This is a genomic window from Pseudosulfitobacter pseudonitzschiae (assembly GCF_002222635.1).
Classification (GTDB): Bacteria; Pseudomonadota; Alphaproteobacteria; order Rhodobacterales; family Rhodobacteraceae; genus Pseudosulfitobacter; species Pseudosulfitobacter pseudonitzschiae_A.
Genome location: NZ_CP022415.1, coordinates 2,329,676 through 2,353,482 on the forward strand (window position 1 = coordinate 2,329,676; position 23,807 = coordinate 2,353,482).

Genomic DNA, 23,807 nt, shown 5'->3' on the forward strand with positions numbered 1-23,807 from the left:
AAGGGTGCGTTAGCCCGCTTCGTCCAGAAGGGCCAGAACCTCGTCCTTGCCTTCGTGCTTTTCGCCTTTCAGGCGTTTGACTTCGCGTTCCAGCTTGCGGATCTCGCGGGCTTTGCGCGACGCCTCGGCACGCACGGCATGTTCGCGCATCCATTCCCAGACAAAGCCGACCAGCAGGCCGACAATAATTCCCAGAAAGATCACGACAAACAGCGGCAACTGGATCGTGGGGTTCATAGCAAAATAGCCTGCCGCTTCCTGCGGCAGAACCTTCAGCATCACCAACTCGCGGTTGGCAAGGGCGATGGCAATCAATGCGATCGCGAAGATCGCGATACAAGCATAACGTATATAACGCATTCAGTCGTTTCCGTTCAGGCGGTCTCGAAGCAGTTTGCCCGTTTTGAAAAAGGGCACGTGTTTCTCTTCTACATGAACGGTTTCACCCGTCCGTGGGTTCCGTCCCACCCGCGCATCGCGCTGTTTGACCGAAAATGCGCCAAAGCCGCGCAACTCGACTCTGTCACCGCGCGACATGGCGCCGGTGATCTCTTCGAAAATCGTATTCACGATCCGCTCGACATCACGCTGGTAGAGGTGTGGGTTCTCGTCGGCGATTTTCTGAATAAGTTCAGACCGGATCATATGTGTCCCCCCCGGGCATTTATCGAACGTGTCACAAGACATAACTATAGGAACAAAAATCCGATGCGGAAACAGGTAGCGCGTGCCGCAGGCAAGATTTCGCACTGCGAAGGCGCTGTTTCGGGGGCGAAAATCATGTTTTGGCATCACTGCCTGCCAGAAAATCAGAACCGTGATGAAAACATAGGCACAACCGCAGGTATTGATTCGGCCAGCAAAAAGCCCCGCGTCCGAAGATGCGGGGCCCTATGTCATAGTTTATAGCACTTGCCCGAAGGCAGGGCTGGATCAGTCGTCGTCGCCTTTCAGCGCGGCGCCCAGAATGTCGCCCAGCGATGCGCCCGAGTCGGAAGAGCCATACTGTTCGACGGCCTCTTTCTCTTCTGCGATCTCGCGTGCCTTGATCGACACGCCCAGACGACGCGATTTGTTGTCGACGTTGGTGATGCGCACATCAACCTTGTCGCCAACGCTAAAGCGCTCGGGGCGTTGCTCGGCACGGTCACGCGACAGATCAGAGCGGCGGATGAAGGACTTCATACCTTCGTATTCCACTTCGATGCCGCCTTCTTCGATCGCGGTCACGTTCACGGTCACGATCGAGCCGCGCTTCACGCCGCCAACCGCTTCTGCGAACTTGTCGCCACCAACGCCTTTGATCGAGAGCGAGATACGCTCTTTCTCGACGTCAACTTCGGACACAACGGCCTGAACCATATCGCCCTTGCGGTAGTTCTGGATGGCGTCTTCGCCACGTTCGTCCCACGACAGGTCGGACAGGTGAACCATACCGTCGATGTCGCCGGGAAGACCAACGAACAGACCGAATTCGGTGATGTTCTTGACTTCGCCTTCGACTTCGGTGCCCTCGGGGTGTGTTTCTGCGAACACTTCCCACGGGTTGCGCATGGTCTGTTTCAGACCCAGCGAAACGCGACGCTTGGCGCCGTCGATTTCCAGAACCATGACTTCAACCTCTTGCGAGGTGGACACGATTTTACCGGGGTGCACGTTTTTCTTGGTCCAGGACATCTCGGACACGTGAACCAGACCTTCGACACCGGGCTCAAGCTCAACAAATGCACCGTAATCGGTGATGTTGGTCACGCGGCCGGTGTGCGCCGATTCCAGCGGATACTTGGCAGCCACCAGATCCCACGGATCTTCTTGCAGTTGCTTCATGCCCAGCGAAATGCGGTGGGTTTCTTTGTTGATCTTGATGACCTGAACGTTGATCGCTTCACCGATCGACAGGATTTCGGACGGGTGGTTGACCCGACGCCATGCCATGTCAGTCACGTGCAGCAGGCCGTCAACGCCGCCCAGATCAACGAATGCACCGTATTCGGTGATGTTCTTGACCACGCCCTCGACGGTCTGACCTTCGGTCAGGTTGCCGATGACTTCGGCGCGCTGTTCGGCACGCGATTCTTCCAGAATGGCGCGACGCGATACAACGATGTTGCCGCGACGACGGTCCATTTTCAGGATCTGGAAGGGTTGCTTCAGACCCATCAACGGGCCTGCGTCACGCACGGGGCGCACATCGACCTGCGAACCGGGCAGGAACGCAACGGCGCCGCCCAGATCAACGGTAAAGCCGCCTTTGACACGGCCAAAGATCGCACCTTCGACGCGGGCGTCGTCGGCATAGGCTTTTTCCAGACGATCCCATGCTTCTTCACGACGGGCCATTTCGCGGCTGATGACGGCTTCGCCACGCGCGTTTTCGACCTGACGCAGGAACACTTCGACCTCGTCGCCGGGGGCGATTTTGGGCTGTTCACCGGGATCTGCAAATTCTTTGATGTCAACGCGGCCTTCCATCTTATAGCCGACGTCGATGATGGCTTGTCCCGCTTCAATTGCGATGACTTTGCCTTTTACGACAGTCCCTTCTTCGGGAGTGTCCATTTCGAAGCTTTCGTTCAGGAGGGCTTCGAATTCCTCCATCGATGTTGATTGAGCCATGTGGTCTCTGGTTTCCTAATCTACGTTTGTTTTCGGGCCGTGCGGTTGTCTCCGCCGGTCTTGCGGGTTTCATTGGTCGGGCGAGCGGCAAAACAAAGAGGGCCGGATAGTTCCGACCCTGCTCATCTCGATGTCTTGCGGTGTGTTCACCTTGCTGACAGGCGCGCGTATAGCGGGCTTGGCCCTTGTGCGCAAGGACCAAGGGCAATTCAACCCTAGGAATAGCGTTCCGGCCCGTTCCATTGCTCGGCGCTGTAGCGATCGCCGTGGCACCAGCCGACCGGCAGCACGGCATCGATGCGCGCCAGATCCTGCGGGCTAAGGATCAGTTCGCAGCCGCGCACCAGATCGCGAAAGAATGCGGTGTGGCGGGTGCCGGGGATGGGAATGATATGCTCGCCCTGCGCCAGAAGCCACGCAATCGACAGTGCCGCCGTCGGCTCGCCCATGTCGGACGCCAAGGCGCGAAAGCCTTTGAGGATGTTCAAATTGGCCTCAAGGTTGGGGGGCTGGAAACGCGGGTTTCCCTTCAGGAACGGCATGTCCGCCACCTGCTCCAGCGTTCGGGGCGTATCGGTCAACAGCCCGCGCCCGACGGGCGAGAATGCCACCAAGGCCGTGCCAAGTTCGGCGCAGGTCTGGACCAGCCCCAGTTCGGGTGCGCGGGTTTGCAGCGAATATTCAGATTGCACCGCATCCACGTGCGCCACCGCAGCGGCGCGCCGCAGCGACGAGGGGGCGATTTCGGAAAAGCCGATGGCCTTGATCTTGCCCTTCTGGCGCAGCGCGTCCAGCGTGCCGGTGACCTCTTCAATCGGGATATCGGCCTGACGGCGGTGGCAATAGAACAGGTCCACATGATCCACGCCCATGCGTTTCAGGCTTTTATCCAGTTCGGCCTCGAAGTGGGCGGCGCTGTTGTCGAAGCGGCGATTGCCATCGGCATCGCGCGTGATTGCAGCCTTGGTAGCGATGTGGAATTCATCCCGTGCACCGGAATTGGCGGCAAGATAGCTGCCGATAAAGTCTTCGGATTGCCCCATGCCATAGACGTTCGATGTGTCGATATGGGTCACGCCCAGATCGCGCGCCATATTCAGGATCGCATGACTGCCGGCCTCGGTCGCCTCGCCGTAAAAGTTGGCGAAAGACATCGCGCCATAGCCAAGGGCGGAAATTTCGGGGCCGCGAGAGCCCAGTTTGCGCAACTTCATCGGATCACCCCTTTTTGGCAGTCACAACTTCGATGGCCGATGCCACGGCCTCGTCGATGGTTTGGTTGGATGTGTCGATCAGAACAGCGTCATCCGCAGGTTTCAAAGGAGCTTCGGCGCGGTCCATGTCGCGGGCGTCGCGGGCTTTTACATCAGCGGTAACCGCGTCCAGATCAGCGGGCTGGCCACGCTGCACCAACTCGTCAAAGCGCCGCTTGGCGCGCACCTCGGCGCTGGCGGTGACGAACAATTTCACTTCGGCTTGCGGGCAGATCACCGTTCCGATGTCCCGCCCATCCAGCACCGCCCCCCCTGCCCTGCGGGCAAAGGCACGTTGGAAATCCAGCAACGCGGCACGCACATCCGCAATCACGGCCACCTGACTGGCGGCCTGTGCCACCGCCTGCGTGCGCAAACTGTCATTGTCCAGATCAGAGGCCACCAGTGTGCGCGCAGCGGTCGCGGCGTCTTCGCCCAGCAACATCCGCGCGCCCACTGCGCGGTACAGCAATCCCGTGTCCAGATGCGCCATATCGAAATGTGCGGCAATCGCCCGCGAAATCGTGCCCTTGCCTGCTGCCGCAGGCCCGTCGATAGCGATTGTGAACGGTTCGGTCATTGTAATCACTCCGATTGTGCGATGCGTCCTTGGACATAAACCGCACCTGCGGCGATCAGGCACGGCACCAATGCTGCGTATTTCGCAATGGTGGCAAAGCTGGCCGCGGCCACCGCCTGCTTTGTCAGCGCATCGGGCGCGGTGCGCAACAAACCGGCCACCCGTGCATTTTCGAGATAATCCGCGCCCAGATAAATCAACGCCAGCGCCCCCAGCGCCATTTGCGCCACGCCGCTGAACCGCACCCGAAACACCACCAACAGCATCGCCGTCAGCAGCGCGGGAAACACCGTATCCAGCATCCTCTGACGGCCCAGATAAACGTCGATTCCATCCGTTTCACGCAGTGCAGCCAGGTAACCCCGCGCATAGTCCAAATCATAACCCAGCACCCGCGCGTCAAACACCGACCATTCGGGCGCAGGCGTCAATGCCTGCATCGACGTCCAGACCATCGCCGCGAACAGCAGCATCGTGGCCCACAAAAGTGCGCCGAACCAACGGGGCAGCGGCTTAGCCATTGTTGCGCGTGATGGCAGCGCCCAACGCCCCCATTAATGGCTCGAATATCGGAAAGGACGTTGCAATCGGACCGCCGTCATCCACTGAAACAGGCTTTTGCGTGGCCATACCCAGCACCAGAAAAGACATTGCAATACGGTGATCCAGATGGCTGGCGCAGGTCGCGCCCCCCGGCACATTGCCGTGCCCCAGACCGGTAACGGTCCACCAGTCCGGACCATCCTCGACCGTAATGCCATTGGCCTCAAGACCCACTTTCATCGCGTCGATCCGGTCGCTTTCCTTGACGCGCAGTTCCTTTACGCCCGGCATATGCGTCCTGCCATTGGCAAAGGCTGCGACAACCGACAGCACCGGATATTCGTCGATCATGCTGGCGGCACGTTCGGCGGGCACTTCAATGCCCTTCAGATCGGGCGAGAATCGCGCCCGCAGGTCGGCCACAGGTTCGCCGCCCTCTTCACGCTCATTTTCATAGGTAAGGTCCGCGCCCATTTCGCGCAGGGTGGTGAACAGCCCCGCCCGCGTCGGGTTCAGCCCGATATTGGGCACCAGCACGTCCGAGCCGGGCACGATCAGCGCCGCACAGACAGGAAAGGCCGCGGACGACGGATCGCGCGGCACGTCGATATGCTGCGCTGTCAACTCGGGTTGTCCTGTCAGGGTGATCACGCGCCCTTCCGCAGTCATTTCGGTGGTGATTTTGGCACCAAAGCCTGCCAGCATCCGCTCGGTGTGATCGCGGGTGGCCTCGGCCTCGATCACTACGGTCTGACCGGGGGCGTTCAACCCCGCCAGCAAAACCGCCGACTTTACCTGCGCCGACGGCACCGGCACCACATAGCGGGCCGGCACCGGTTCAGCCGCGCCCACAATCGTCATGGGCAGACGTCCGCCCGCGCGACCGACCGATTGCGTACCGAACAAGGCCAGCGGATCGGTCACCCGCGCCATCGGGCGGCTGTTCAGACTGGCATCGCCCGTAAACGTCGCAGTGATCGGCGATGTCGCCATGCAGCCCATGATCAACCGCACACCGGTGCCCGAGTTGCCGCAATCAATCACCTGATCCGGTTCGGCAAATCCGCCAACCCCGACACCATGCACTGACCAACTACCACCCCCGTGATCCGTCACCTCGGCCCCGAAGGCACGCATCGCCCTGGCCGTGTCCAGCACATCCTGACCTTCCAGCAGACCGGTGATCGTGGTCTCGCCCACGCACATCGCGCCCAGAATCAGCGCGCGATGCGAGATCGACTTGTCGCCCGGCACCTGCGCCGTTCCGGTCAACGCACCACAGGCGCGAGAGGTCATGGGGATGGGTGCACCGTGGCTGGACATGGCAATTCCTTGGTCTGTGTCTGGTCTACGTCTTAGCCTCTCGGTTCCGTGACGTCCATGCACGGAACATGCCCCACCCCTTCGCGTTGACCTTCCAACAAGAAGGAGCCCTTCATGACCACGACTTTTGATACGATCAACCCCGCCACCGGCGCCAAGATTACCACCCACAGCTATCTGGATCAGGCAGAGGTGGAATCGCGCATTCGCGCCTGCCACGCCGCATTTCGCGACTGGCGCCTGAAATCGCACAAAGAACGCGGCAAGGTGATCAAGGCCATCGGTCAGGGTCTGCGCGACCGCAAGGACGAACTGGCCGCCCTGATGACCCAAGAGATGGGCAAACTGCTCAGCCAGTCCAAGCAAGAGATCGACCTATGTGCCGCAATTTGCGATTACACCGCCGAACAGGGCCCTACCGTTCTGGCCAGCGAAGACCGCGACATTCAAAGCGGCAGCCGTGGCCGGGTGGTACACGCGCCTATCGGCATTATCTACGGCATCCAACCGTGGAACTTTCCCGCCTATCAGGTCGTGCGCTATTCAATCGCCAACCTGATGGCAGGTAACGGTGTGCTGCTGAAACATGCCTCGAACGTCGCAGGCTCGGGCCAGATGCTGGACGAAATTTACGCGGACGCGGGCCTGCCCTCCGGTCTGTTCTCGGCGCTGATCATCAGCCACGACCAGTCAGACGACATTATTGATCACGAGTTGGTGTGCGGTATCACCCTGACAGGCAGCCCCGCCGCAGGCCGTCACATCGGGGCCAAAGCAGGCAAGGCGTTGAAGAAATCCGTGCTCGAACTGGGATCGAACGACGCCTATATTGTCATGTCCGATGCCGACGTGGAAAAGGCTGCACAAATCTGCACCATTGGCCGGATTTATAACAACGGCGAAACCTGCGTGGCGGCCAAGCGTTTTGTGGTGGCCGATGCGGTCTATGACAACTTCCGCGACGCCTTTGTAGAAGCGATGAAGGTTGTGACCTTGGGTGATCCCACCAGCGATAACTCCAAGATCGGCCCGATGGCCCGCAAAGACCTGCGCGACGATCTGCACGAACAGGTTGAACAATCAGTCGCCAAGGGTGCGGAAATCCTCTGTGGCGGCGAAATCCCCGATGGCGACGGATATTTCTATCCCGCGACCGTTCTGGGCAACGTGCAACCGGGTCAGCCCGCCTATGATGACGAATTGTTCGGCCCCGTCGCGGCCCTGATCCGCGCCAAGGATGACGAGGATGCCATGCGCATCGCCAATGACAGCAAATTCGGTCTGGGCGGTGGCATCATTTCGCGAGATGTGGAACGCGCGCAAGAACTGGCAGAAGTCGAATTCGACACCGGCATGGTGTTCATCAACGGCTTTGGCCTTGCCACACCCGAGATGCCGTTCGGCGGCGTGAAAAATTCAGGTTACGGGCGCGAACACGGCGGCTTTGGCATGCTGGAATTCACCAACGCCAAAGCTGTCCAGATCATGGCCGAATAACCCGTTCTTTTGGCCAAAAAGTATCCTCGGGGGGCGATGGCCCCCCGAAACTTATTTTTTACGAAACGTCAGATAATGCGGCACGCGCCCCTCGCGCAGTGCCTTTTTCTCGTATCGCGTCGAAATCCAGTCATCCCACGCCACGCGCCAATCGCCTGGCCTCTCGGCCAGCCATTCAAACCCGTGGTCCGGTACCTGTTCCAGCGTCTGACGTACATAATCGGGAATATCCGTCGCCACCCGAAAAATCGCTCCGGGCTTTAGCACCCGCACCAGCGGGGCCAGATGTTCCGGCGTCACGAACCGCCGCCGGTGATGCCGCGCCTTGGGCCACGGATCGGGATAGAGCAGGAACGCACGGTCAATCGACGCCTCGGGCAGCACGTCGAACATATCGCGCACATCGCCGGGATAGACCGCAAGATTCTCGACCTTGGCCTTGCGAATCTTGCCCAACAGCATCGCCACACCGTTTATATACGGTTCGCAGCCGATGATACCCACATCTGGATTGGCCGCCGCCTGATGCACCATATGCTCGCCACCGCCAAAACCGATTTCCAGCCAGACGGGTTTGCCCCCGAACAGCGCCTGCAAATCCAGCGGCACGCGGTCGGGGTTCACGTCCCAATCCACAGGCCCCGGCGACAGGGCAGTCAGGTCTTGGTCAAGATAACCTTCCTGGCTGGCCTTCAGGTGCTTGCCCTTGCGGCGGCCATAAAAGTTGCGGTGGGGGCGTGTGGGTGTGTTCATGGCGGCGGTTTAGCGCCAAGTTTGTCGATGCGCAACGCAACGTATCGCTTCCCTGAGCCGCGTCCCCTGCTAGCGTTCGTCCCAGTCGAACAGGAGACCTTCATGAGTCACGTCCACGTCATCGCCATCATCACCGCCACCCCCGGCCAGCGCGCCGAGCTTCTGGCGAAATTCAACGCCAACGTGCCCGCCGTCCACGCCGAAGACGGCTGCATCAGCTACCGCGCCGTCACCGACACAGCCGGTGTCGGCCCGTTCCAGACACCCATTGGCGAAGACACTTTTATGGTGATCGAAGAATGGGCCAGCCTTGATGCGCTGATGGCCCATGCGGTCGCGCCCCACATGAAAGCCTATGGCAAAGCGACCAAAGACATGATCGCAGACCGCAAAATCCACGTTCTCAGCCCCGCCTGAACCAAAACAGGGCGACGCCACCGCTGGCACCGCCCTGTTTCTTTTAGCCCTAAACATCCCGGGGGAGTGGCGTGAATGCGCTGCCGGGGGGCAGCGCGCCCCTAGACGGCCGCTTTCAGCGCCTCGACCAGATTGGTGTTTTCCCAGCTGAACCCGCCATCCGCTTCCGGTGCGCGGCCAAAGTGGCCATAGGCCGCTGTGCGCTGATAGATCGGCTTGTTCAGGCTCAGATGTTCGCGGATGCCGCGCGGGGTCAGATCCATGACCTTGTCGATTGCCGCCTCGATCGCCACAGGTGCGACAGCGCCTGTGCCGAAGGTATCGCAATAAATCGACAGTGGCTTGCTGACGCCGATGGCATAGCTGAGCTGGATCGTGCATTTTTCAGCCAGCCCCGCCGCCACGACGTTCTTGGCCAGATAGCGCGCCGCATAGGCCGCCGAGCGGTCCACTTTGGTCGGATCCTTGCCCGAGAACGCGCCGCCGCCGTGCGGGGCGGCACCGCCGTAAGTGTCCACGATGATCTTGCGCCCTGTCAGGCCCGCGTCGCCGTCGGGGCCGCCGATCACGAACTTGCCTGTGGGGTTTACGTGCCATTTGGTATCATCGGTCAGCCAGCCTTCGGGCAGCACTTCGATGATATAGGGCTCGACGATGGCGCGAATGTCGGCGCTGGTCAGGTCGGGGTCCATATGCTGGGTAGACAGCACCAGCGACGACACGCCAACCGGCTTGCCATTTTCATAGCGCACCGAAAGCTGGCTCTTGGCATCGGGGCCAAGCGCCGGCTCGGTGCCGTTTTTGCGCACCTCGGCCAGGCGTTGCAGGATCGCGTGGGCATACAGGATCGGTGCGGGCATCAACGCTTTGGTTTCGTTGGTGGCAAAGCCGAACATGATGCCTTGGTCGCCTGCGCCTTCTTCCTTGTCCGTGGCCGCATTCACGCCTTGGGCGATATGCGCGGACTGTTCATGCAGCAGGTTGGTGATCTCACAGGTCTTCCAGTGGAATTTTTCCTGCTCGTAGCCGATGTCACGGATACAATCGCGGGCGATATCTTCGATCCGCACCATGTATTCATGCAGCTTTTCCTGATCCGACAGGCCGATCTCACCGCCAATGATGACACGGTTGGTGGTGGCAAAGGTCTCGCAGGCGACACGCGCTTCAGGCTCTTGTGCCAGCAGGGCGTCAAGCACTGCGTCGGAAATGCGGTCGCAGACCTTATCAGGGTGCCCCTCGGAAACGGATTCCGAGGTGAAGATGTAATTGTTCCGGGACATGAAGTGCTCCATTGAAGTTCATGTGTCACGCCAGGAAGCCGTTGTGACACGTTCAGTCCGGTTTATGGGTGGCGGCGTGGGGCGTCAATCGAAATGCGGCGTGCCAAAAGGACGCTCCCCCCCAGCAACAACAGCACCAACAGTGGCAAGTCACCGGTACGCGCATAGAGCGTGGGCGGCAAAGCCGCAGGCAGGACTGCATCCACATGGCCCGCAACACCCAGCGGCAGGCTATCCAGCACCTGCCCGCGCGGGCCAATCATCGCCGAAATGCCCGTATTGGCCGCACGCGCCAGCGGCAGCCCCTGTTCGATCGCGCGCATCCTTGCCTGCGCCAGATGTTGTTGCGGACCTGCGTGCTGGCCAAACCATGCGTCATTTGTAATCTGGATCAGAAAAGCGGGACGCACAGGGGCCGCCCCGACGTCCTGGGCAAAGACGGCCTCGTAGCAAATCAACGGCAGCGCCTGGCCCAAGTCACCCAGATCCACCATGCGCGGACCGGGACCACGACCATAGCCGCCCACGGCCTCGGCCAGCCCACGCAGCCCGATGCTCGAGGCCAGATCGCTCAGCGGCATATATTCGCCAAAGGGCACCAAATGGTATTTGTCATAAATATCCGTGACCTGCGCGTTTCCATCCACCACCACAAGCGAGTTGTAATACCAGTCCTCGTCCCGCCGCTGGATGCCCAAAACCACAGGAGCCCCGCGCGCCGAGATGGCGATCTGGTCAAACACCGGCTGGGCGTATTCCAGCAGATAGGGCACAGCGGTTTCCGGCCAGACCAGCAGATCGGGCCGGGGCTCTGCCGCCGTGGCATTCAGAAGCCGGTTCATGAAAACGGGCAGTTTTTCGGGATCGAATTTTTCCTGTTGCGGTGCGTTGGGTTGGACCAGACGCACCACGTGGGGGGTCAACTCGGGCGCTGGCAAAGACATGGGCCACAGCACCGATGCCAGTGCGAGTGCGGCTGGTGGCAGCACCAGCAGCGGGCGGTCCATCAACTGCACCAACACAGCCGCGCCAGCGCACAGCACCAGCATCATGCCATATGGGCCAACCCATGCCAGAGCTTGCGCGGCGGGTGTGTCCAGCAATCCTTGGGGCAGCATCCCCCACGGGAATCCGGTAAACAGATAGCCCCGCGCCAGTTCCGCCAGAGGCCACAGCACCGCAAGGCCCAGCACGCCCGCCCGCAACCGCCGTGCCAACGAAAAGGCCAGCCCCCAGAATGCCGCCAACAAGGCCGACATGCCCGCCAGCGCAAATGGCGCCATCCAGGCGTGGCGGTCCGCATCAATCTGAAAGGGTTCTGTTAGCCACGACAGCGATAACACAAAATAGGCAAAGCCGATTGCAAAGCCCACCAGCCCTGCCCGTCCGGCGCGTGCGGCCCCGCGATAGAACTCAAAACTGACCAAAAAAGCGATCAGCATCGGCACCGGCATATCGACCGGCGCCTGCCCCAAAGCCATCACCGCCCCGCAGCCCAGTGCGATCAAAAGCCACTGCCACAGCGTGCGTGCCGCAAGCCAAGCGACTATCATCCTGCTGTGTCATCCTGCCCTGGCAGCCGCACCCGCAGACGCTTGATCCGGCGCGGGTCTGCGTCGATCACTTCGAACTCGGGGCCTTCGGGATGCACGACGACTTCGCCGCGCGCAGGCACGCGACCTGCCAGCATAAAGACCAGCCCGCCCAGCGTGTCGATCTCTTCGGCGTCCACGTCTTCGTGGTCGGTCAGCGACTGGCCGATCTCGGTCTCGAAATCTTCCAGCGGCGTCTTGGCAAGTGCCAGATAACCGTCACCCGAAGCGTCGAGATTAAAAAACTGCCCCTCGTCCACATCATGTTCGTCCTCGATCTCGCCGATGACCTGTTCGATCAGATCCTCGATCGTTACAAGCCCGTCAACGCCACCATATTCATCAATCACCAGCGCCATGTGCCGCCGTTCGGTCTGCATCTTGGTCAGCAACACGCCGATGGTCATCGACGGCGGCACAAAAAGCAGCGGGCGAATCATTTCTTCAAGGGTGAAATCCTTACCGCGGTCGCCGTTGAACCCGTACAGCAACGCCAGATCCTTGAGGTGGGCAAAACCCATGGGCGTGTCCAGCGTGCCCTCGAAAACGGGCAAACGGGTCATGCCGCTTTCCTTGAAAACCTCGACCAGCTCGTCCAGCGAGATCGTGGCAGGCACCGCGACGATGTCTGCCTTGGGGATAGCCACGTCTTCTACACGCATACGGCGCAGGTTGATCATACCATGTCCACTGCGGCTGGGTGCGGGATCGGACACCTTGTCAGTCCCGATTTCATCGCTGTCGGAGGGGCTGAGCGCCTCGAACACGCGGAACAAAAAACCGCCCGACTTCGGGGTGTCGTTCAGCTGGCCTTCTGTGTCTGTCCCAGACTGCGCGCTCTGCGCCGCCTCAGACGATCCTTCGTCGTTGTCGCCCATCGGGTCCTTATCCAGTTCAAGCAGAGGGGTCTGCCAAGTCCGTCAAGTATGGGTCATCAAGACCCAACTTGCCAAGTATTTCGATTTCCAGCTGTTCCATCACCGTGGCATCGCCGTCACGCACGTGGTCATACCCTAATAGATGCAGAATACCATGCACGATCAGATGGGTGGCGTGATCCGGCAGGGATTTGCCTGCCGCAGAGGCTTCGGTGGCACAGGTGTCATAGGAAATGGCGATGTCTCCCAGTTCAAGCGCGCCGTCAGGATCAGCTTCGGGGGGCAGCGGTGTGGCACCTTCAATGTGTGCGCCGCGCTCGTCCGAGGGCCAACTGAGCACATTGGTAGGGGTGGGCTTGGCGCGGAAATCGCCGTTCAACTCGGCGATGCGCGCATCATCGCAGGCCAGAATGGCGATTTCGGCGCCAGCTATGCCCAGATGGGCCAGCGTTGCCCCGGCTGCGCGGTCGGCCAGCGCGGCAAGGCCCGCCTGTTCCCAGCGGGGGTCTTCGAATGCGATGTCTATCGTGTGGTTCACGTTGTGCACCGGGGGCCAAGCCCCCGGACCCCCGGGATATTTCAAGCCAAAAGAAGGGTCAGCCTGATTGTGTATCTGCCTCGTAGGCTTCGATGATCGCAGCCACAAGGGGGTGGCGTACCACGTCTTTCGAGGTGAAGTAGTTGAAGCTGATCTTGGGGATGTCCTTGAGCAGCCGTTCGGCGTCTTGCAGGCCCGAAGGCTGTCCGCGTGGCAGGTCGATCTGGGTGCGGTCACCGGTGATGACCATGCGCGAGCCTTCGCCAAGACGGGTCAGGAACATCTTCATCTGCATGGTGGTCGCGTTTTGCGCCTCGTCCAGCACCACAAAGGCGCGGGCCAGCGTGCGCCCGCGCATAAAGGCAAGCGGTGCGATTTCGATCTGCTTTTCTTCAACCAGTTTGGCCAATTGTTTGCCAGGCAGAAAGTCGTTCAGCGCGTCATAGAGCGGCTGCATATAAGGATCGACCTTGTCCTTCATGTCACCGGGCAGATACCCCAGTTTCTCGCCAGCCTCGACGGCGGGGCGGCTGAGGATGATCTTGTCGACATGGCCACCGATGAACATCGACACGCCCACAGCCACGGCAAGATAGGTCTTGCCAGTACCGGCAGGGCCGATGCCAAAGGCCAGTTCATTTTCGAACAGCGATTGCACATAGGCCTTTTGAGCCTCGGTACGCGGCTCGACCGGCTTTTTGCGGGTCTTGATCTCGACCTTGTGACCGACGGGCATTTCCATCTGGTCGCCCCGCATCGGTCTGCGGGCATCGTCGCTGCCGCCGCCCATGCGCAACTCGCGGTCGATGTCGCCGGGCTCAACGTCGCGACCGGATTCGAGTCGTAAATACAGCGCGTTCATAATCTCGAGTGCGCGGGCGCGGGCATCCTGTGTGCCCAGAATGGCCAGATGATTGCCGCGGCGCACGATCTGCACCTCAAGCGCGGATTCAATCGCGGTGAGGTTGCGATCATACGGACCACACAGGTCGATCAGCAATCGGTTGTCGGGAAAGTCCACCAACGTTTCTGCGGGGGGGACGGTGTCGATCGGGGTAAGGGGCGCGCCTGTGGCCAATGCCTGCTCCTGCATCAGGGGTCTGATGTAGCGTCGCAAGTTTGTACGGGCTGTGCAACTGGCACGATCGGGTTTTTGCCGGATTTCACAAGAAATTCACGCCACCGATGGAAAAAGGGCCAAAGCGTCTTGTGCCTTGGCCCTTTGATGTTCTGTCATAGGCGGTAAGTTGCCTTAGTTCGGGTCGACCACGCTGGACCCGCGTTTGAAATTGCCCACGGTTTGTGTGGGCGCGGCCACACCGGAGCAGACCGGTTTGCCGTATTTATCAAGACGCGCGGACAGATAGCCTTCGAGGCCATCGTCGATGATCCAATGGTCGCAGCCGTTGGGATCGACCCAGATACCCGCTTTCAGTTGGCTCAGATCCTTGCTGTCAAAGCCACGGTCAACGGTTTTGTCAGGTGAATACCCGGTGCCGCAAGCGGCAAGGCCGAAGGCACACAAGCTAAGCGAAAGTGCAATGCGTTTCACAATAATGGTCCCTTCAACGGATACAGATAATTTCAACGCGGCGGTTCTTGGCCATACCGGCCACAGTCCCGTTTGACGCAGCGGGCATACGTTCGCCGTAGCCACGCACATCAGCAATACGCGCACCGGTGGCTTGCGCCACCGAGGCAACCGCATTTGCGCGGTTCAGCGACAAACGCATGTTATATGCGTCAGAGGCGCGGCTGTCGGTGTGACCGGTGATGATATAGCTGGTGGCACCGGTGCTTTGGAAAAACTGCGCCAGACGCTGTTTGCCACCCGCAGAAATACGGTAGCTGTCGGTGGCAAAGAACTGGTCGGTTTCCATCACACCGCAGACATTGCCCCGACGACAGACCGGAATGCCCTGGCGAGACACATGCGGTGTCATATAGCCTTCGGCGCCATCATCCATGACCCAGTGTTCACATCCGTCCGGGTCGACCCAGATGGTTGGAATGTACTGGCCACGGTCACGGCCTCCTTGCGAACTTGTCTGCGCATCGACGTCCGCCGCCGAAACAACAACAGTCGCAAGCGCGACGGCCATTGCAGCAGCCACGCGCGTAATCGCGCTTGTGACTTTGGAAAGTGTGTTACCCACAGCTCTATCCCTTATAAATTGTTCCCCCGCAGAGCCCCGGAAATAAAATTGGCAGCTCGGACCTCTGCTACTATTGTTTCAGAGTAGGAAAATTTTAACCTTCTGTGAAGCCGCATTAACCAGATATTGTGGCTATTTTCACGACACTTACAGGGTAAGGTGGCAATTTGGGCCAAAATTGGACACAGCCCCGCATGTCAGTCCAGCACGACACCACCCAGCGAATTGGTACCTGATGACACGATTCTGACGGGGCGGACCTCGCCTTGGGTCACGTTGCCGCCAGTGACGTGCACCGCGTGCAAATAATCGGATTTGCCGACCATCTGGTCCGCCTGACGTCCCGGCTTTTCAAACAGGACATCGACGGTGCGGCCGACCATGGCCTCTTGGATCTCGCGCTGGTGGCGGGTGATAAGGCCCTGAATGCGTTGCAAACGGGCGTCGCCTTCGGCGGCATCGACCTGCGGGCGCTCGGCTGCGGGTGTGCCGGGGCGGGTCGAGTATTTGAACGAATAGGCATAGCCGTATTTGACCTCTTCGATCAAATCCAGCGTGGCCTGAAAATCGGCTTCCGTCTCTTCGGGAAAGCCGACGATAAAGTCGCCCGACATCACAATATCGGGCCGCGCGGCGCGGATGCGTTCGATCAGCCGCAGATAGCTTTCGGCGGTATGGCTGCGGTTCATCCGTTTGAGGATGCGGTCGCTGCCCGACTGCACCGGCAAATGCAGATAGGGCATCAGCTTGGCACAGGTGCCATGCGCCTCGATCAGGTCATCGGTCATGTCATTGGGGTGACTGGTGGTAAAGCGGATGCGCTTCAGCCCGTCGATCTTGTCCAGATCCCAGATCAGCTTGGCCAATGTGTAATCCGACCCGTCCGGCCCCGCCCCGTGATAGGCGTTTACGTTCTGGCCCAGCAGGGTGATTTCGCGCACGCCACGATCTACCAGCTCCTTGGCCTCGTCGATGATACGGGCGGCGGGGCGGCTGACTTCTGCGCCACGGGTATAGGGCACCACACAAAAGGCGCAGAATTTGTCACAGCCTTCCTGCACGGTCAGAAACGCGGTGGGGCCGCGTGCGGCCTTGGGGCGCGATTTCAACTGTTCGAATTTGTCCTCTTCGGGAAAATCCGTGTCCAGTGTTTTCTCGCCCCTGCGCGCCTTGGCCTCCATCTCGGGCAGACGGTGATAGCTTTGTGGGCCCACGACCAGATCGACCAGAGGCTGACGGCGCATGATCTCGGCCCCTTCGGCTTGTGCCACGCAACCAGCAACCCCGATCATCAGATCGGGTTTGTCATCTTTCAGATCACGATAACGGCCCAGTTCGGAGTAAATCTTTTCAGCTGCTTTTTCACGAATGTGACAGGTGTTGAGCAAGATCATGTCGGCATCGGCTGCCGTCTTTGTCTCGACATAGCCCTGGCCGCCCAGCGCCTCGGCCATGCGTTCACTGTCATAGACGTTCATCTGACAGCCATAGGTCTTGATAAACAGCTTTTTGGGTGCGGTTTTTGTCTGGGTCATGACGGGCATCCGGGCATCTGGGGTCAGGTTTGCGGTGCTATCAGTATGCCGCACATCTTGCAATGAGAGCCAGTTTGTCGGACTTTGCGCGAAACGAACAGGCCAGCCAATGATGTACTCCTCTTTTGATGCGTTCTTGAAAACCGGAACGCAAGTTCTGGCCAAAGGGCCGATCGCCATGATCATGGTCGAGGACAACGTCGAAGTGGCGACCACATTGCGCCACCACCAGCAGGCGGGATTTGCGGCGGTTCTGGCGTTCATGCCCGAAGACTTTGAACTGCCCCGCGATCTTGAGGAATCCGTTACCCGCATCACCTATGACGTGACGACCGAAGGGGCGGTCGCCAAAGCGGTGAATCGGATCAATGACGCGGCCATCGGCAAATGGCTGTATTATTGTTACAACGCCGAATACCTGTTCTATCCCTTTTGCGAGACCCGCAGCGTCGGCGAGATGCTGGCCTTTCATTCCGAAGAGCGGCGCGGGTCGATGTTGACCTATGTGGTCGATCTTTATGCTGACGACCTGCACACCAACCCCGATGCAGTCTCTCTGGACCATGCACATCTGGACCGCTCGGGCTATTACGCTCTGGCCCGCAAGGATCCGGTCACCGGCCATCCGCGTGAACGACAACTGGATTTTTTCGGTGGCCTGCGCTGGCGCTATGAAGAGCATGTACCCGCAGCGCGCCGCAAGATCGACAGGATCGCCTTGTTCAAGGCAGCGCCCAAACTGCGGCTGCGCGATGACCACACGTTCAACGATCAGGAATACAATACATTCGCCTGCCCGTGGCATCACAACATCACGGCCGCCATTGCATCATTTCGCACCGCCAAGGCGCTGAAACGCAATCCGGGCAGCACCTTTGATATTCAGACGTTCAAATGGCACAACTCGGCGCCCTTTGAATGGCATTCCCGACAATTGCTGGATCTGGGCCTGATGGAGCCGGGGCAGTGGTTTTAGGGCCGCGTTAGCCGCGCAGGACCGGAAACCAGTCTTCGCGCAGCCGTTGACCGGGCTGCATGTCATGCCCCGGAAAGGGTGGCGACGTGGGACCGGGGCGCGCGACATAGCGGGCATCCTCGCCCACCAGCCGAAGCGAAAATGCGCGGCGGCGGCTGTCGCTGGTATTACCGCGTGCGCCGTGCAGCGTACGGTAATGAAATGCCACCGCATCGCCCGGCTGCATCTGGTATTCAACCACGGTCATACCTTCGGCGTCAGGATCGGGCACCTGCATATAGGGCGCAGGGTCGAAAAACGCATCGCCCTTGGCCCAGCGGGTCGGCAGCACGTCCTTTTCCCACAGGTGCGACCTGCGACACAACGCAGGCTGGCGGTGGTGACAGGGTCGAGCGGTGACCAGAAGCTGACCACCTGCTGTCCTTCGACAAAATAATAAGGTCCGTCCGAATGCCACGGCGTCGCCATCGAGGTTCCAGGCTCTTTCACCAGAACGTGGTCGTGAAACAATTGCACCCGCTCTGATCCCATCAGGGCGCTGGCCGCTTCTGCCGCTTGGGATGTGCGGATAACCTCTTCGAATTCGGGGATACGCTGCCAGTTGCAATAGTCATCAAAAAACCGCCCCTGTTCGCCGTCACGCTTGTTCTCGGACGCGTAAGGGCCGGGATCCTCCATGTTCCGTGCAACACCGGCACGCAGGGTTTCAACATGGTCGGCAAAAAGCCCGCGCACCAGCACCACGCCGTCGCGGCGATAGGTGTCGATATGCTCTTGCGTAACAAGTGGGGCCTGGGTGGAACTTTGGGTCATGGGCACGACAATCCGGTAATATCCTGCACCTTGGTGCCGCCTTATGGCTTCTTCCGCAACCGAATCACCACGTCCACCGACGAGATTTCGGCACCGGCAGGCGCATTGGGCAACCGCGAGATCACCAGTTCGTCCGAGGGCGCATCGCTCAACCGCGCTTCGTCTTCCCAGAAGAAATGCGGGTGATCGTGGGTGTTGGTGTCGAAATAGCTTTTCGAACCATCAACCGTGACCTCTTGGACCAGTCCGGCATCGCAGAACGTGCGCAGCGTGTTGTAGACAGTGGCCAAAGACACGGCTTCGCCTTCGGTCTTGGCAGCCTCGAACAGGCTTTCGGCGGTGACATGGCGGTGCTGTCCGTCACCGATCAACAGCGCAGCCAAAGTCACGCGTTGCCGCGTCGGGCGCAATCCTGCCCCCGCCAGCCATTCGGTTCCGATGTCATGTTGCGACTGCGCCATGCCTGCCCTCGTTTCAATGCTTTCCCTATATAGAGGCCGCAGGGGGCAGTTTTCAAACAGAAATCAACGGCGCGTGGCATCAGGGCACCAGATCGGCAACACAGTTGCATCGCAGCAAGAGCATCCGGACACAGCCATGACGCCGCCACGGCTGGACCGCGCGCGACCCAAGGGCACATGCCACCTCTGGTGCTGCGCCCTTGGCAACGGGGCCACACGGGTGCTAGAGGGGTTTAACTGCCAGTGATGCGAAGGGAATTCCCCAGTATGTCCGACTATCCCACCAGTTTCGACCGCGACGATCTGTTAAAGTGCGCGCGTGGAGTGCTTTTCGGCCACGGCAACGCACAGTTGCCCGAACCGCCGATGCTGATGATGGATCGGATCACGGATATTTCGGGCGATCGCGGCCTGCACGAAAAAGGCCACGTTGTCGCCGAGTTCGACATCAAACCCGACCTGTGGTTTTTCGACTGCCACTTTCCGGGAAACCCGATCATGCCTGGCTGTCTGGGTTTGGATGGGCTGTGGCAGCTGACAGGTTTCAACCTTGGCTGGCGTGGCTGGCAGGGGCGCGGCTATGCGTTGGGCGTGGGCGAGGTCAAACTGACCGGTATGGTCCGGCCCGACCGCAAAATGCTGACCTATTACGTCGATTTCACCAAAGCGATCCAGACACGACGCCTGACGATGGGCGTGGCAAACGGACGGGTGGAAGCAGACGGAGAAACCATTTATCAAGTTACCGACATGAAGGTCGCTCTGTCCGAGAGCTGAACCGGAAGGGTCAAAGGTCTGAAGGAGTAAACCATGCGCCGAGTCGTCGTGACAGGGCTGGGGATTGTGTCATCCATCGGCAACAACGCAACCGAGGTTCTGGCCGCACTGAAGGCGGGCAAATCCGGCATCGTTGCATCCGAAGAAATGGCGGAACACGGTTTCCGCAGCCGGATTGCAGGCGCGTTGAAAATCGACGTCTCTGAAATGGTCGACAAACGCACGCTGCGTTTCATGGGTCCAGGGGCCGCTTATGCCCATATTGCCATGGCCGAAGCCATTGCCGACGCGGGCCTGACCGAAGACCACATCGTCAACCCGCGCACCGGCCTTGTTGCCGGATCGGGCGGGCCGTCCACATCGGCTATGCTGCAAGCGCACCAGACTGTTCTGAAAAGCGGCGCCACCAAACGCATCGGCCCCTTTGCTGTGCCCAAATGCATGTCGTCCACGATCAGCGCCAACCTTGCGACCGCCTATAAGATCAAGGGCATTAACTATTCGATCACATCTGCCTGCTCGACCTCGCTGCACTGCATCGGCAATGCAGCGGAGCAGATCATGATGGGCAAACAGGACGTGATGTTCGCCGGGGGCGGCGAAGAGCTGGACTGGACCCTGTCGTGCCTGTTCGACGCGATGGGTGCCATGTCGTCGAAATTCAACGACACGCCCGAAAAGGCATCGCGCGCCTTTGACACCAACCGCGACGGTTTCGTGATCTCCGGCGGCGGCGGCATCGTCGTGCTGGAAGATCTGGACCACGCATTGGCCCGCGGCGCTGAAATATACGCCGAAGTCACCGGCTTTGCCGCCACATCCGATGGCCATGACATGGTCGCCCCTTCGGGCGAGGGCGGCGAGCGCGCGATGCGTCTGGCGCTGCAAACCCTGCCCGAAGGCCGCAAGGTCGGATATATCAATGCGCATGGCACATCGACGCCCGTGGGCGACGTCGGCGAGATCGAGGCGGTCCGCCGTGTGTTCGGCAAAGGCAGCACACCGCCTGTGTCTTCGACCAAATCGATGACCGGCCACGCCCAAGGGGCGGCTGGCGCGCTGGAAACGATCTTTTGTCTGCTGATGTTAAAGCACGACTTCATCACGCCCTCGATCAACGTCGAGACGCTGGACGAAAATCTGGGCCCCGCTGAGATTGCCACCAAGCTGGTGGAAAACGCAGGGCTGGATTCTGTTATGACCAACTCATTCGGGTTTGGCGGTACAAACGGGTCTATGATCCTTTCCAAGTATAAAGAGTGATTGCAAAAATGTCGGATTTGCTTGCAGGAAAACGCGGCCTGATTATGGGCGTGGCAAATGATCGTTCCATCGCGTGGGGCATTGCCAAGGCGATGCACGCCGCCGGTGCCGAACTGGCCTTTACCTATCAGGGCGAAGCCTTTGGCAAGCGTCTGGAGCCGCTGGCGGCCTCGGTCGGGTCGGATTTCATGGTGGACGTCGACGTGACCGACGACGCCAGCCTTGATGGCGCGTTTGAACAGTTGGGCGCCCGTTGGGCCACAATTGATTTTGTGGTTCATGCGATTGCATTTTCGGACAAATCCGAACTGACGGGGCGGTTTTTGAACACCAGCCGCACCAACTTCAAGAATTCGATGGATATCTCGGCCTATTCGTTCATTGACGTAGCGCGCCGTGCGCACCCGCTGATGGTCGCGAACGGCGGCACGCTGATGACGCTGACCTATCAGGGGTCAAACCGCGTGGTGCCGAATTATAACGTCATGGGCGTGGCCAAGGCTGCACTGGAAAGCGCCACGCGCTATCTGGCCAATGACCTTGGCCCCGAAGGCATCCGCGTCAACGCCATCTCGCCCGGTCCGATGAAAACACTGGCCGGCGCCGCGATTGGCGGGGCGCGCAAGACCTACAAGCACACCGACCAGAACGCGCCCCTGCGATCGAACGCCACATTGGAAGCGGTAGGGGGCACGGCTGTTTATCTGGCATCAGATGCAGGCGCCTGCACCACAGGCGAGATCATTCGCGTCGATGGCGGGTTTCATGTGCTGGGTATGCCGCAAGCGGAACATCTGTAAAGTCCGGAGGCGCTGCCCCCCGCGCCTCTGGCGCTCCCCCGGGATATTTTTTGCCAGAAGAAGCGGCTGGTCAGCGCAGGGCGTCAGTGCGCCAAAGCCAGATTTTCAGACCGCCATGGGCGACGGGGGCCTCTTGAGGTTTCCACGGCAAGGCGCAGGCTTTGGCAAGGCCGGGCTCGGAGGTGACAAGGCCGACGCGCCAGCCCTTGAATCGGGTTTTCAGGGTTTCCCCCAAGGTGCCGTAAAGCGGATAGAGCAGATTTTTATTGCCGATGCGCGCACCATAGGGCGGGTTGACGATAACCAGCCCCGGCGGTCCGTCGGGCGGCGTGACTTCGCCAGCACCATGCACGTCGAACCGGCACAGGGGCGCGACTCCTGCCCGCTCGGCGTTCTGCGTGCTCATGCGGATGGCACCTTGGTCGCGGTCTGATCCGAAAAATCGGGCCGGACCGGTGATTTCGGGCCTGTCCGTACGCAGCGTGTCAAAAGCAGCAGCATCGTAAGAGGCCAGCTTCTGAAAGGCAAAATCGCGCGAGCGGCCCGGTTGCAGGTTGCTGGTGATTTCCGCCGCTTCGATCAGAAAGGTGCCCGAGCCGCACATCGGGTCAACCACGGGTTCCACGCAATCATAGCCACACTGGCGCAAGAACATCGCGGCAAGGTTTTCGCGCATGGGGGCCTTGCCCACGGCTTCCTTATGGCCGCGCTTGTGCAGCGCCTCGCCCGAGGTGTCGAGGCTGATGGTCACCGCGTTGTCGTCGATGCGGACCTTGATAACAATTTCTGCCTCGGGTGAGAGGGTCAGCCCGTGGCTGTCACGCAGGGCGGTTTCAATGCGCTGGGTGGCGGCCCCTGCGTGATAAATTTTGGACCGCTTGCATGTGACTTGCACCCGCACCGGCACATCGGCGCGCAGGATGTCGCCCCACGGGAACTTACGCGCGCGTTTGTCCAGTTGCGCCAGATGGAAGGCCATAAAATTGCCGATGCGCACCAGCACACGCACAGCACCACGCAGACACAGGTTCGCCCGCCAGACCTCGGACCAGCCGCCCTGTATTGTGACCCCGCCAGAAGAGACCACGGGGGCGTCAAAACCGGCCTCGGCCACTTCGGTGGCAAGGACATGTTCCAGCCCGGGAGGGCAGACGAGGAAAATTTCAAAGGGGTCAGGGGTGCTCATGGCCTGCGTCATACGCGCAAATCGCGACAGCGGCCAGAGCCTGTGCAGATGGAGGTGCGGAGGGCGCAACCGCCCCCCGCATCACGGTCTTTAGTTGACCGAGACGACTTCGATGTCGAACTTCAGGTCTTTGCCTGCCAGCGGGTGGTTGGCGTCCAGTGTGACGGTGCTTTCGTCCACTTCAACCACGGTCACAGGCAGCGCCTGACCGTCGGGTGTCTGCATTTGCAACTGTGTGCCGGGGTCCAGCGGGATGTCGGCAGGGATACCTTCGCGCGGAACCGACTGAAGCATCTCGGGGTTCACCGCGCCATAGGCTTCTTCGGCGACGACCTGGACTTCTTTCTTTTCACCGACGGCCATGCCTGGCAGGGCGTTGTCCAGCCCGGGAATGATCTGGCCGCTGCCGACCTGAAATTCCAGCGGGTCGCGCCCTTGCGAGCTGTCAAAGGTGCTGCCATCCAGCAAGGTGCCGGTGTAGTGAATGCGTACAGTGTCGCCCGATTTGACTTGGGTCATAAAACTCTCCGAATGTTTGGGGGGGGGAATTGGCGGAGGCCGCGTGTC

The 23,807-nt window shown here is 60.1% G+C and carries 25 protein-coding genes, 1 pseudogene and 1 riboswitch; of the genes and pseudogenes, 6 read left to right on the top strand and 20 right to left on the bottom strand.

The genetic code is table 11. The annotated features are described in order from the left end of the window. Nucleotides 1-9: 9 nt before the first annotated feature. From SULPSESMR1_RS11285 to aroA, 7 genes are all read right to left on the bottom strand, one after another. Nucleotides 10-360 carry a LapA family protein gene (locus SULPSESMR1_RS11285; protein ID WP_089420912.1) on the bottom strand — a complete coding sequence of 117 codons (351 nt, stop codon included), beginning with the start codon at nt 358-360 and terminating at the stop codon, nt 10-12. Next, nucleotides 361-645, bottom strand: a complete 285-nt coding sequence (gene ihfB, locus SULPSESMR1_RS11290) for an integration host factor subunit beta (protein WP_028958446.1) — start codon at nt 643-645, stop codon at nt 361-363. It lies immediately after the preceding gene. A gap of 288 nt (nt 646-933) precedes the next feature. Next, on the bottom strand, nt 934-2,616 hold the full coding sequence (rpsA, locus tag SULPSESMR1_RS11295) for a 30S ribosomal protein S1 (RefSeq protein WP_089420913.1): 1,683 nt from the start codon (nt 2,614-2,616) through the stop codon (nt 934-936). Nucleotides 2,617-2,831: 215 nt separating this feature from the next. After that, the gene (locus SULPSESMR1_RS11300; RefSeq protein WP_089420914.1) at nt 2,832-3,830 is read right to left on the bottom strand and encodes an aldo/keto reductase; all 999 of its coding nucleotides are present in this window, start codon (nt 3,828-3,830) and stop codon (nt 2,832-2,834) included. 4 nt (nt 3,831-3,834) lie between these two features. Further along, on the bottom strand, nt 3,835-4,449 hold the full coding sequence (locus SULPSESMR1_RS11305) for a (d)CMP kinase (protein WP_089420915.1): 615 nt from the start codon (nt 4,447-4,449) through the stop codon (nt 3,835-3,837). Between the two features lie 5 nt (nt 4,450-4,454). After that, entirely contained in the window at nt 4,455-4,970 is a 516-nt protein-coding gene (locus tag SULPSESMR1_RS11310; protein WP_089420916.1) for a hypothetical protein, read from the bottom strand. Beyond that, entirely contained in the window at nt 4,963-6,315 is a 1,353-nt protein-coding gene (gene aroA, locus SULPSESMR1_RS11315) for a 3-phosphoshikimate 1-carboxyvinyltransferase (RefSeq protein WP_089420917.1), read from the bottom strand. The genes SULPSESMR1_RS11310 and aroA overlap by 8 nt, the downstream gene beginning before the upstream one ends. 114 nt (nt 6,316-6,429) lie before the next feature. On the opposite strand from aroA, the gene SULPSESMR1_RS11320 reads away from it, so the two are divergent. Continuing rightward, on the top strand, nt 6,430-7,812 hold the full coding sequence (locus tag SULPSESMR1_RS11320; protein WP_089420918.1) for an NAD-dependent succinate-semialdehyde dehydrogenase: 1,383 nt from the start codon (nt 6,430-6,432) through the stop codon (nt 7,810-7,812). Nucleotides 7,813-7,863: 51 nt separating this feature from the next. Here SULPSESMR1_RS11320 and trmB read toward each other — a convergent pair whose 3' ends face one another. Continuing rightward, complete coding sequence (gene trmB, locus SULPSESMR1_RS11325) at nt 7,864-8,565, bottom strand: tRNA (guanine(46)-N(7))-methyltransferase TrmB (protein WP_089420919.1); 702 nt, start codon at nt 8,563-8,565, stop codon at nt 7,864-7,866. A 102-nt stretch (nt 8,566-8,667) separates the two neighbouring features. On the opposite strand from trmB, the gene SULPSESMR1_RS11330 reads away from it, so the two are divergent. Next, nucleotides 8,668-8,982 carry a putative quinol monooxygenase gene (locus tag SULPSESMR1_RS11330; protein ID WP_089420920.1) on the top strand — a complete coding sequence of 105 codons (315 nt, stop codon included), beginning with the start codon at nt 8,668-8,670 and terminating at the stop codon, nt 8,980-8,982. A gap of 101 nt (nt 8,983-9,083) precedes the next feature. Here the strand turns inward: SULPSESMR1_RS11330 and metK are convergent, their stop codons facing one another. From metK to miaB, 8 genes are all read right to left on the bottom strand, one after another. Continuing rightward, nucleotides 9,084-10,265 (bottom strand): methionine adenosyltransferase, encoded by a 1,182-nt coding sequence (gene metK, locus SULPSESMR1_RS11335; RefSeq protein WP_089422288.1) that lies wholly within the window; start codon nt 10,263-10,265, stop codon nt 9,084-9,086. A gap of 4 nt (nt 10,266-10,269) precedes the next feature. Continuing rightward, a riboswitch (SAM-SAH riboswitch) is annotated at nt 10,270-10,318 on the bottom strand. A gap of 9 nt (nt 10,319-10,327) precedes the next feature. Next, nucleotides 10,328-11,818, bottom strand: coding sequence for an apolipoprotein N-acyltransferase (gene lnt / locus SULPSESMR1_RS11340; RefSeq protein ID WP_089420921.1), 1,491 nt, complete (start codon nt 11,816-11,818; stop codon nt 10,328-10,330). Further along, nucleotides 11,815-12,735 carry a hemolysin family protein gene (locus SULPSESMR1_RS11345; RefSeq protein ID WP_089420922.1) on the bottom strand — a complete coding sequence of 307 codons (921 nt, stop codon included), beginning with the start codon at nt 12,733-12,735 and terminating at the stop codon, nt 11,815-11,817. The genes lnt and SULPSESMR1_RS11345 overlap by 4 nt, the downstream gene beginning before the upstream one ends. Nucleotides 12,736-12,751: 16 nt before the next feature. After that, nucleotides 12,752-13,273 carry an rRNA maturation RNase YbeY gene (gene ybeY / locus SULPSESMR1_RS11350; protein ID WP_089422289.1) on the bottom strand — a complete coding sequence of 174 codons (522 nt, stop codon included), beginning with the start codon at nt 13,271-13,273 and terminating at the stop codon, nt 12,752-12,754. Nucleotides 13,274-13,331: 58 nt separating this feature from the next. Then, nucleotides 13,332-14,366, bottom strand: coding sequence for a PhoH family protein (locus SULPSESMR1_RS11355; RefSeq protein WP_089420923.1), 1,035 nt, complete (start codon nt 14,364-14,366; stop codon nt 13,332-13,334). Between the two features lie 159 nt (nt 14,367-14,525). After that, nucleotides 14,526-14,816 carry a hypothetical protein gene (locus SULPSESMR1_RS11360; protein ID WP_421086567.1) on the bottom strand — a complete coding sequence of 97 codons (291 nt, stop codon included), beginning with the start codon at nt 14,814-14,816 and terminating at the stop codon, nt 14,526-14,528. Between the two features lie 22 nt (nt 14,817-14,838). Continuing rightward, entirely contained in the window at nt 14,839-15,429 is a 591-nt protein-coding gene (locus SULPSESMR1_RS11365) for an OmpA family protein (protein ID WP_421086488.1), read from the bottom strand. Nucleotides 15,430-15,626: 197 nt separating this feature from the next. Beyond that, nucleotides 15,627-16,964, bottom strand: a complete 1,338-nt coding sequence (miaB, locus tag SULPSESMR1_RS11370) for a tRNA (N6-isopentenyl adenosine(37)-C2)-methylthiotransferase MiaB (protein WP_089422292.1) — start codon at nt 16,962-16,964, stop codon at nt 15,627-15,629. A gap of 109 nt (nt 16,965-17,073) precedes the next feature. Between miaB and SULPSESMR1_RS11375 the strand changes: the two genes are divergently transcribed. Continuing rightward, nucleotides 17,074-17,940: a hypothetical protein gene (locus SULPSESMR1_RS11375; RefSeq protein WP_089420924.1), complete on the top strand. Its 867-nt coding sequence runs from the start codon at nt 17,074-17,076 to the stop codon at nt 17,938-17,940. Between the two features lie 7 nt (nt 17,941-17,947). Here SULPSESMR1_RS11375 and SULPSESMR1_RS11380 read toward each other — a convergent pair. Both SULPSESMR1_RS11380 and irrA read right to left on the bottom strand, forming a co-directional pair. After that, a pseudogene (locus tag SULPSESMR1_RS11380) lies at nt 17,948-18,753 on the bottom strand (phytanoyl-CoA dioxygenase family protein). Nucleotides 18,754-18,794: 41 nt separating this feature from the next. Further along, complete coding sequence (gene irrA, locus SULPSESMR1_RS11385; RefSeq protein ID WP_089420925.1) at nt 18,795-19,214, bottom strand: iron response transcriptional regulator IrrA; 420 nt, start codon at nt 19,212-19,214, stop codon at nt 18,795-18,797. 267 nt (nt 19,215-19,481) lie between these two features. Here irrA and fabA point away from each other — a divergent pair, with 267 nt between their 5' ends. The 3 genes from fabA to SULPSESMR1_RS11400 are packed head-to-tail and all read left to right on the top strand — an operon-like array spanning nt 19,482 to nt 22,054. Beyond that, nucleotides 19,482-19,991, top strand: a complete 510-nt coding sequence (gene fabA, locus SULPSESMR1_RS11390; protein ID WP_089420926.1) for a bifunctional 3-hydroxydecanoyl-ACP dehydratase/trans-2-decenoyl-ACP isomerase — start codon at nt 19,482-19,484, stop codon at nt 19,989-19,991. Nucleotides 19,992-20,024: 33 nt separating this feature from the next. After that, the gene (fabB, locus tag SULPSESMR1_RS11395; protein WP_089420927.1) at nt 20,025-21,254 is read left to right on the top strand and encodes a beta-ketoacyl-ACP synthase I; all 1,230 of its coding nucleotides are present in this window, start codon (nt 20,025-20,027) and stop codon (nt 21,252-21,254) included. A gap of 8 nt (nt 21,255-21,262) precedes the next feature. Then, nucleotides 21,263-22,054: an enoyl-ACP reductase FabI gene (locus SULPSESMR1_RS11400; protein ID WP_089420928.1), complete on the top strand. Its 792-nt coding sequence runs from the start codon at nt 21,263-21,265 to the stop codon at nt 22,052-22,054. Between the two features lie 70 nt (nt 22,055-22,124). Here SULPSESMR1_RS11400 and SULPSESMR1_RS11405 read toward each other — a convergent pair whose 3' ends face one another. Both SULPSESMR1_RS11405 and SULPSESMR1_RS11410 read right to left on the bottom strand, forming a co-directional pair. Continuing rightward, nucleotides 22,125-23,240 (bottom strand): THUMP domain-containing class I SAM-dependent RNA methyltransferase, encoded by a 1,116-nt coding sequence (locus SULPSESMR1_RS11405; protein WP_089420929.1) that lies wholly within the window; start codon nt 23,238-23,240, stop codon nt 22,125-22,127. Between the two features lie 90 nt (nt 23,241-23,330). After that, the gene (locus SULPSESMR1_RS11410) at nt 23,331-23,759 is read right to left on the bottom strand and encodes an FKBP-type peptidyl-prolyl cis-trans isomerase (protein WP_089420930.1); all 429 of its coding nucleotides are present in this window, start codon (nt 23,757-23,759) and stop codon (nt 23,331-23,333) included. Between the last annotated feature and the right edge of the window lie 48 nt (nt 23,760-23,807).

What these genes read in the sequence shown, in the direction of transcription:
- metK (WP_089422288.1), bottom strand. Translation starts at nt 10,265, where the DNA reads ATGTCCCGGAACAATTACATCTTCACCTCGGAATCCGTTTCCGAGGGG.
- lnt (WP_089420921.1), bottom strand. Translation starts at nt 11,818, where the DNA reads ATGATAGTCGCTTGGCTTGCGGCACGCACGCTGTGGCAGTGGCTTTTG.
- SULPSESMR1_RS11305 (WP_089420915.1), bottom strand. Translation starts at nt 4,449, where the DNA reads ATGACCGAACCGTTCACAATCGCTATCGACGGGCCTGCGGCAGCAGGC.
- SULPSESMR1_RS11300 (WP_089420914.1), bottom strand. Translation starts at nt 3,830, where the DNA reads ATGAAGTTGCGCAAACTGGGCTCTCGCGGCCCCGAAATTTCCGCCCTT.
- SULPSESMR1_RS11400 (WP_089420928.1), top strand. Translation starts at nt 21,263, where the DNA reads ATGTCGGATTTGCTTGCAGGAAAACGCGGCCTGATTATGGGCGTGGCA.
- fabA (WP_089420926.1), top strand. Translation starts at nt 19,482, where the DNA reads ATGTCCGACTATCCCACCAGTTTCGACCGCGACGATCTGTTAAAGTGC.
- SULPSESMR1_RS11410 (WP_089420930.1), bottom strand. Translation starts at nt 23,759, where the DNA reads ATGACCCAAGTCAAATCGGGCGACACTGTACGCATTCACTACACCGGC.
- trmB (WP_089420919.1), bottom strand. Translation starts at nt 8,565, where the DNA reads ATGAACACACCCACACGCCCCCACCGCAACTTTTATGGCCGCCGCAAG.
- SULPSESMR1_RS11405 (WP_089420929.1), bottom strand. Translation starts at nt 23,240, where the DNA reads ATGAGCACCCCTGACCCCTTTGAAATTTTCCTCGTCTGCCCTCCCGGG.
- irrA (WP_089420925.1), bottom strand. Translation starts at nt 19,214, where the DNA reads ATGGCGCAGTCGCAACATGACATCGGAACCGAATGGCTGGCGGGGGCA.
- SULPSESMR1_RS11320 (WP_089420918.1), top strand. Translation starts at nt 6,430, where the DNA reads ATGACCACGACTTTTGATACGATCAACCCCGCCACCGGCGCCAAGATT.
- SULPSESMR1_RS11330 (WP_089420920.1), top strand. Translation starts at nt 8,668, where the DNA reads ATGAGTCACGTCCACGTCATCGCCATCATCACCGCCACCCCCGGCCAG.
- SULPSESMR1_RS11285 (WP_089420912.1), bottom strand. Translation starts at nt 360, where the DNA reads ATGCGTTATATACGTTATGCTTGTATCGCGATCTTCGCGATCGCATTG.
- SULPSESMR1_RS11355 (WP_089420923.1), bottom strand. Translation starts at nt 14,366, where the DNA reads ATGCAGGAGCAGGCATTGGCCACAGGCGCGCCCCTTACCCCGATCGAC.
- rpsA (WP_089420913.1), bottom strand. Translation starts at nt 2,616, where the DNA reads ATGGCTCAATCAACATCGATGGAGGAATTCGAAGCCCTCCTGAACGAA.
- SULPSESMR1_RS11310 (WP_089420916.1), bottom strand. Translation starts at nt 4,970, where the DNA reads ATGGCTAAGCCGCTGCCCCGTTGGTTCGGCGCACTTTTGTGGGCCACG.
- miaB (WP_089422292.1), bottom strand. Translation starts at nt 16,964, where the DNA reads ATGACCCAGACAAAAACCGCACCCAAAAAGCTGTTTATCAAGACCTAT.
- SULPSESMR1_RS11345 (WP_089420922.1), bottom strand. Translation starts at nt 12,735, where the DNA reads ATGGGCGACAACGACGAAGGATCGTCTGAGGCGGCGCAGAGCGCGCAG.
- SULPSESMR1_RS11375 (WP_089420924.1), top strand. Translation starts at nt 17,074, where the DNA reads ATGATGTACTCCTCTTTTGATGCGTTCTTGAAAACCGGAACGCAAGTT.
- aroA (WP_089420917.1), bottom strand. Translation starts at nt 6,315, where the DNA reads ATGTCCAGCCACGGTGCACCCATCCCCATGACCTCTCGCGCCTGTGGT.
- ihfB (WP_028958446.1), bottom strand. Translation starts at nt 645, where the DNA reads ATGATCCGGTCTGAACTTATTCAGAAAATCGCCGACGAGAACCCACAC.
- fabB (WP_089420927.1), top strand. Translation starts at nt 20,025, where the DNA reads ATGCGCCGAGTCGTCGTGACAGGGCTGGGGATTGTGTCATCCATCGGC.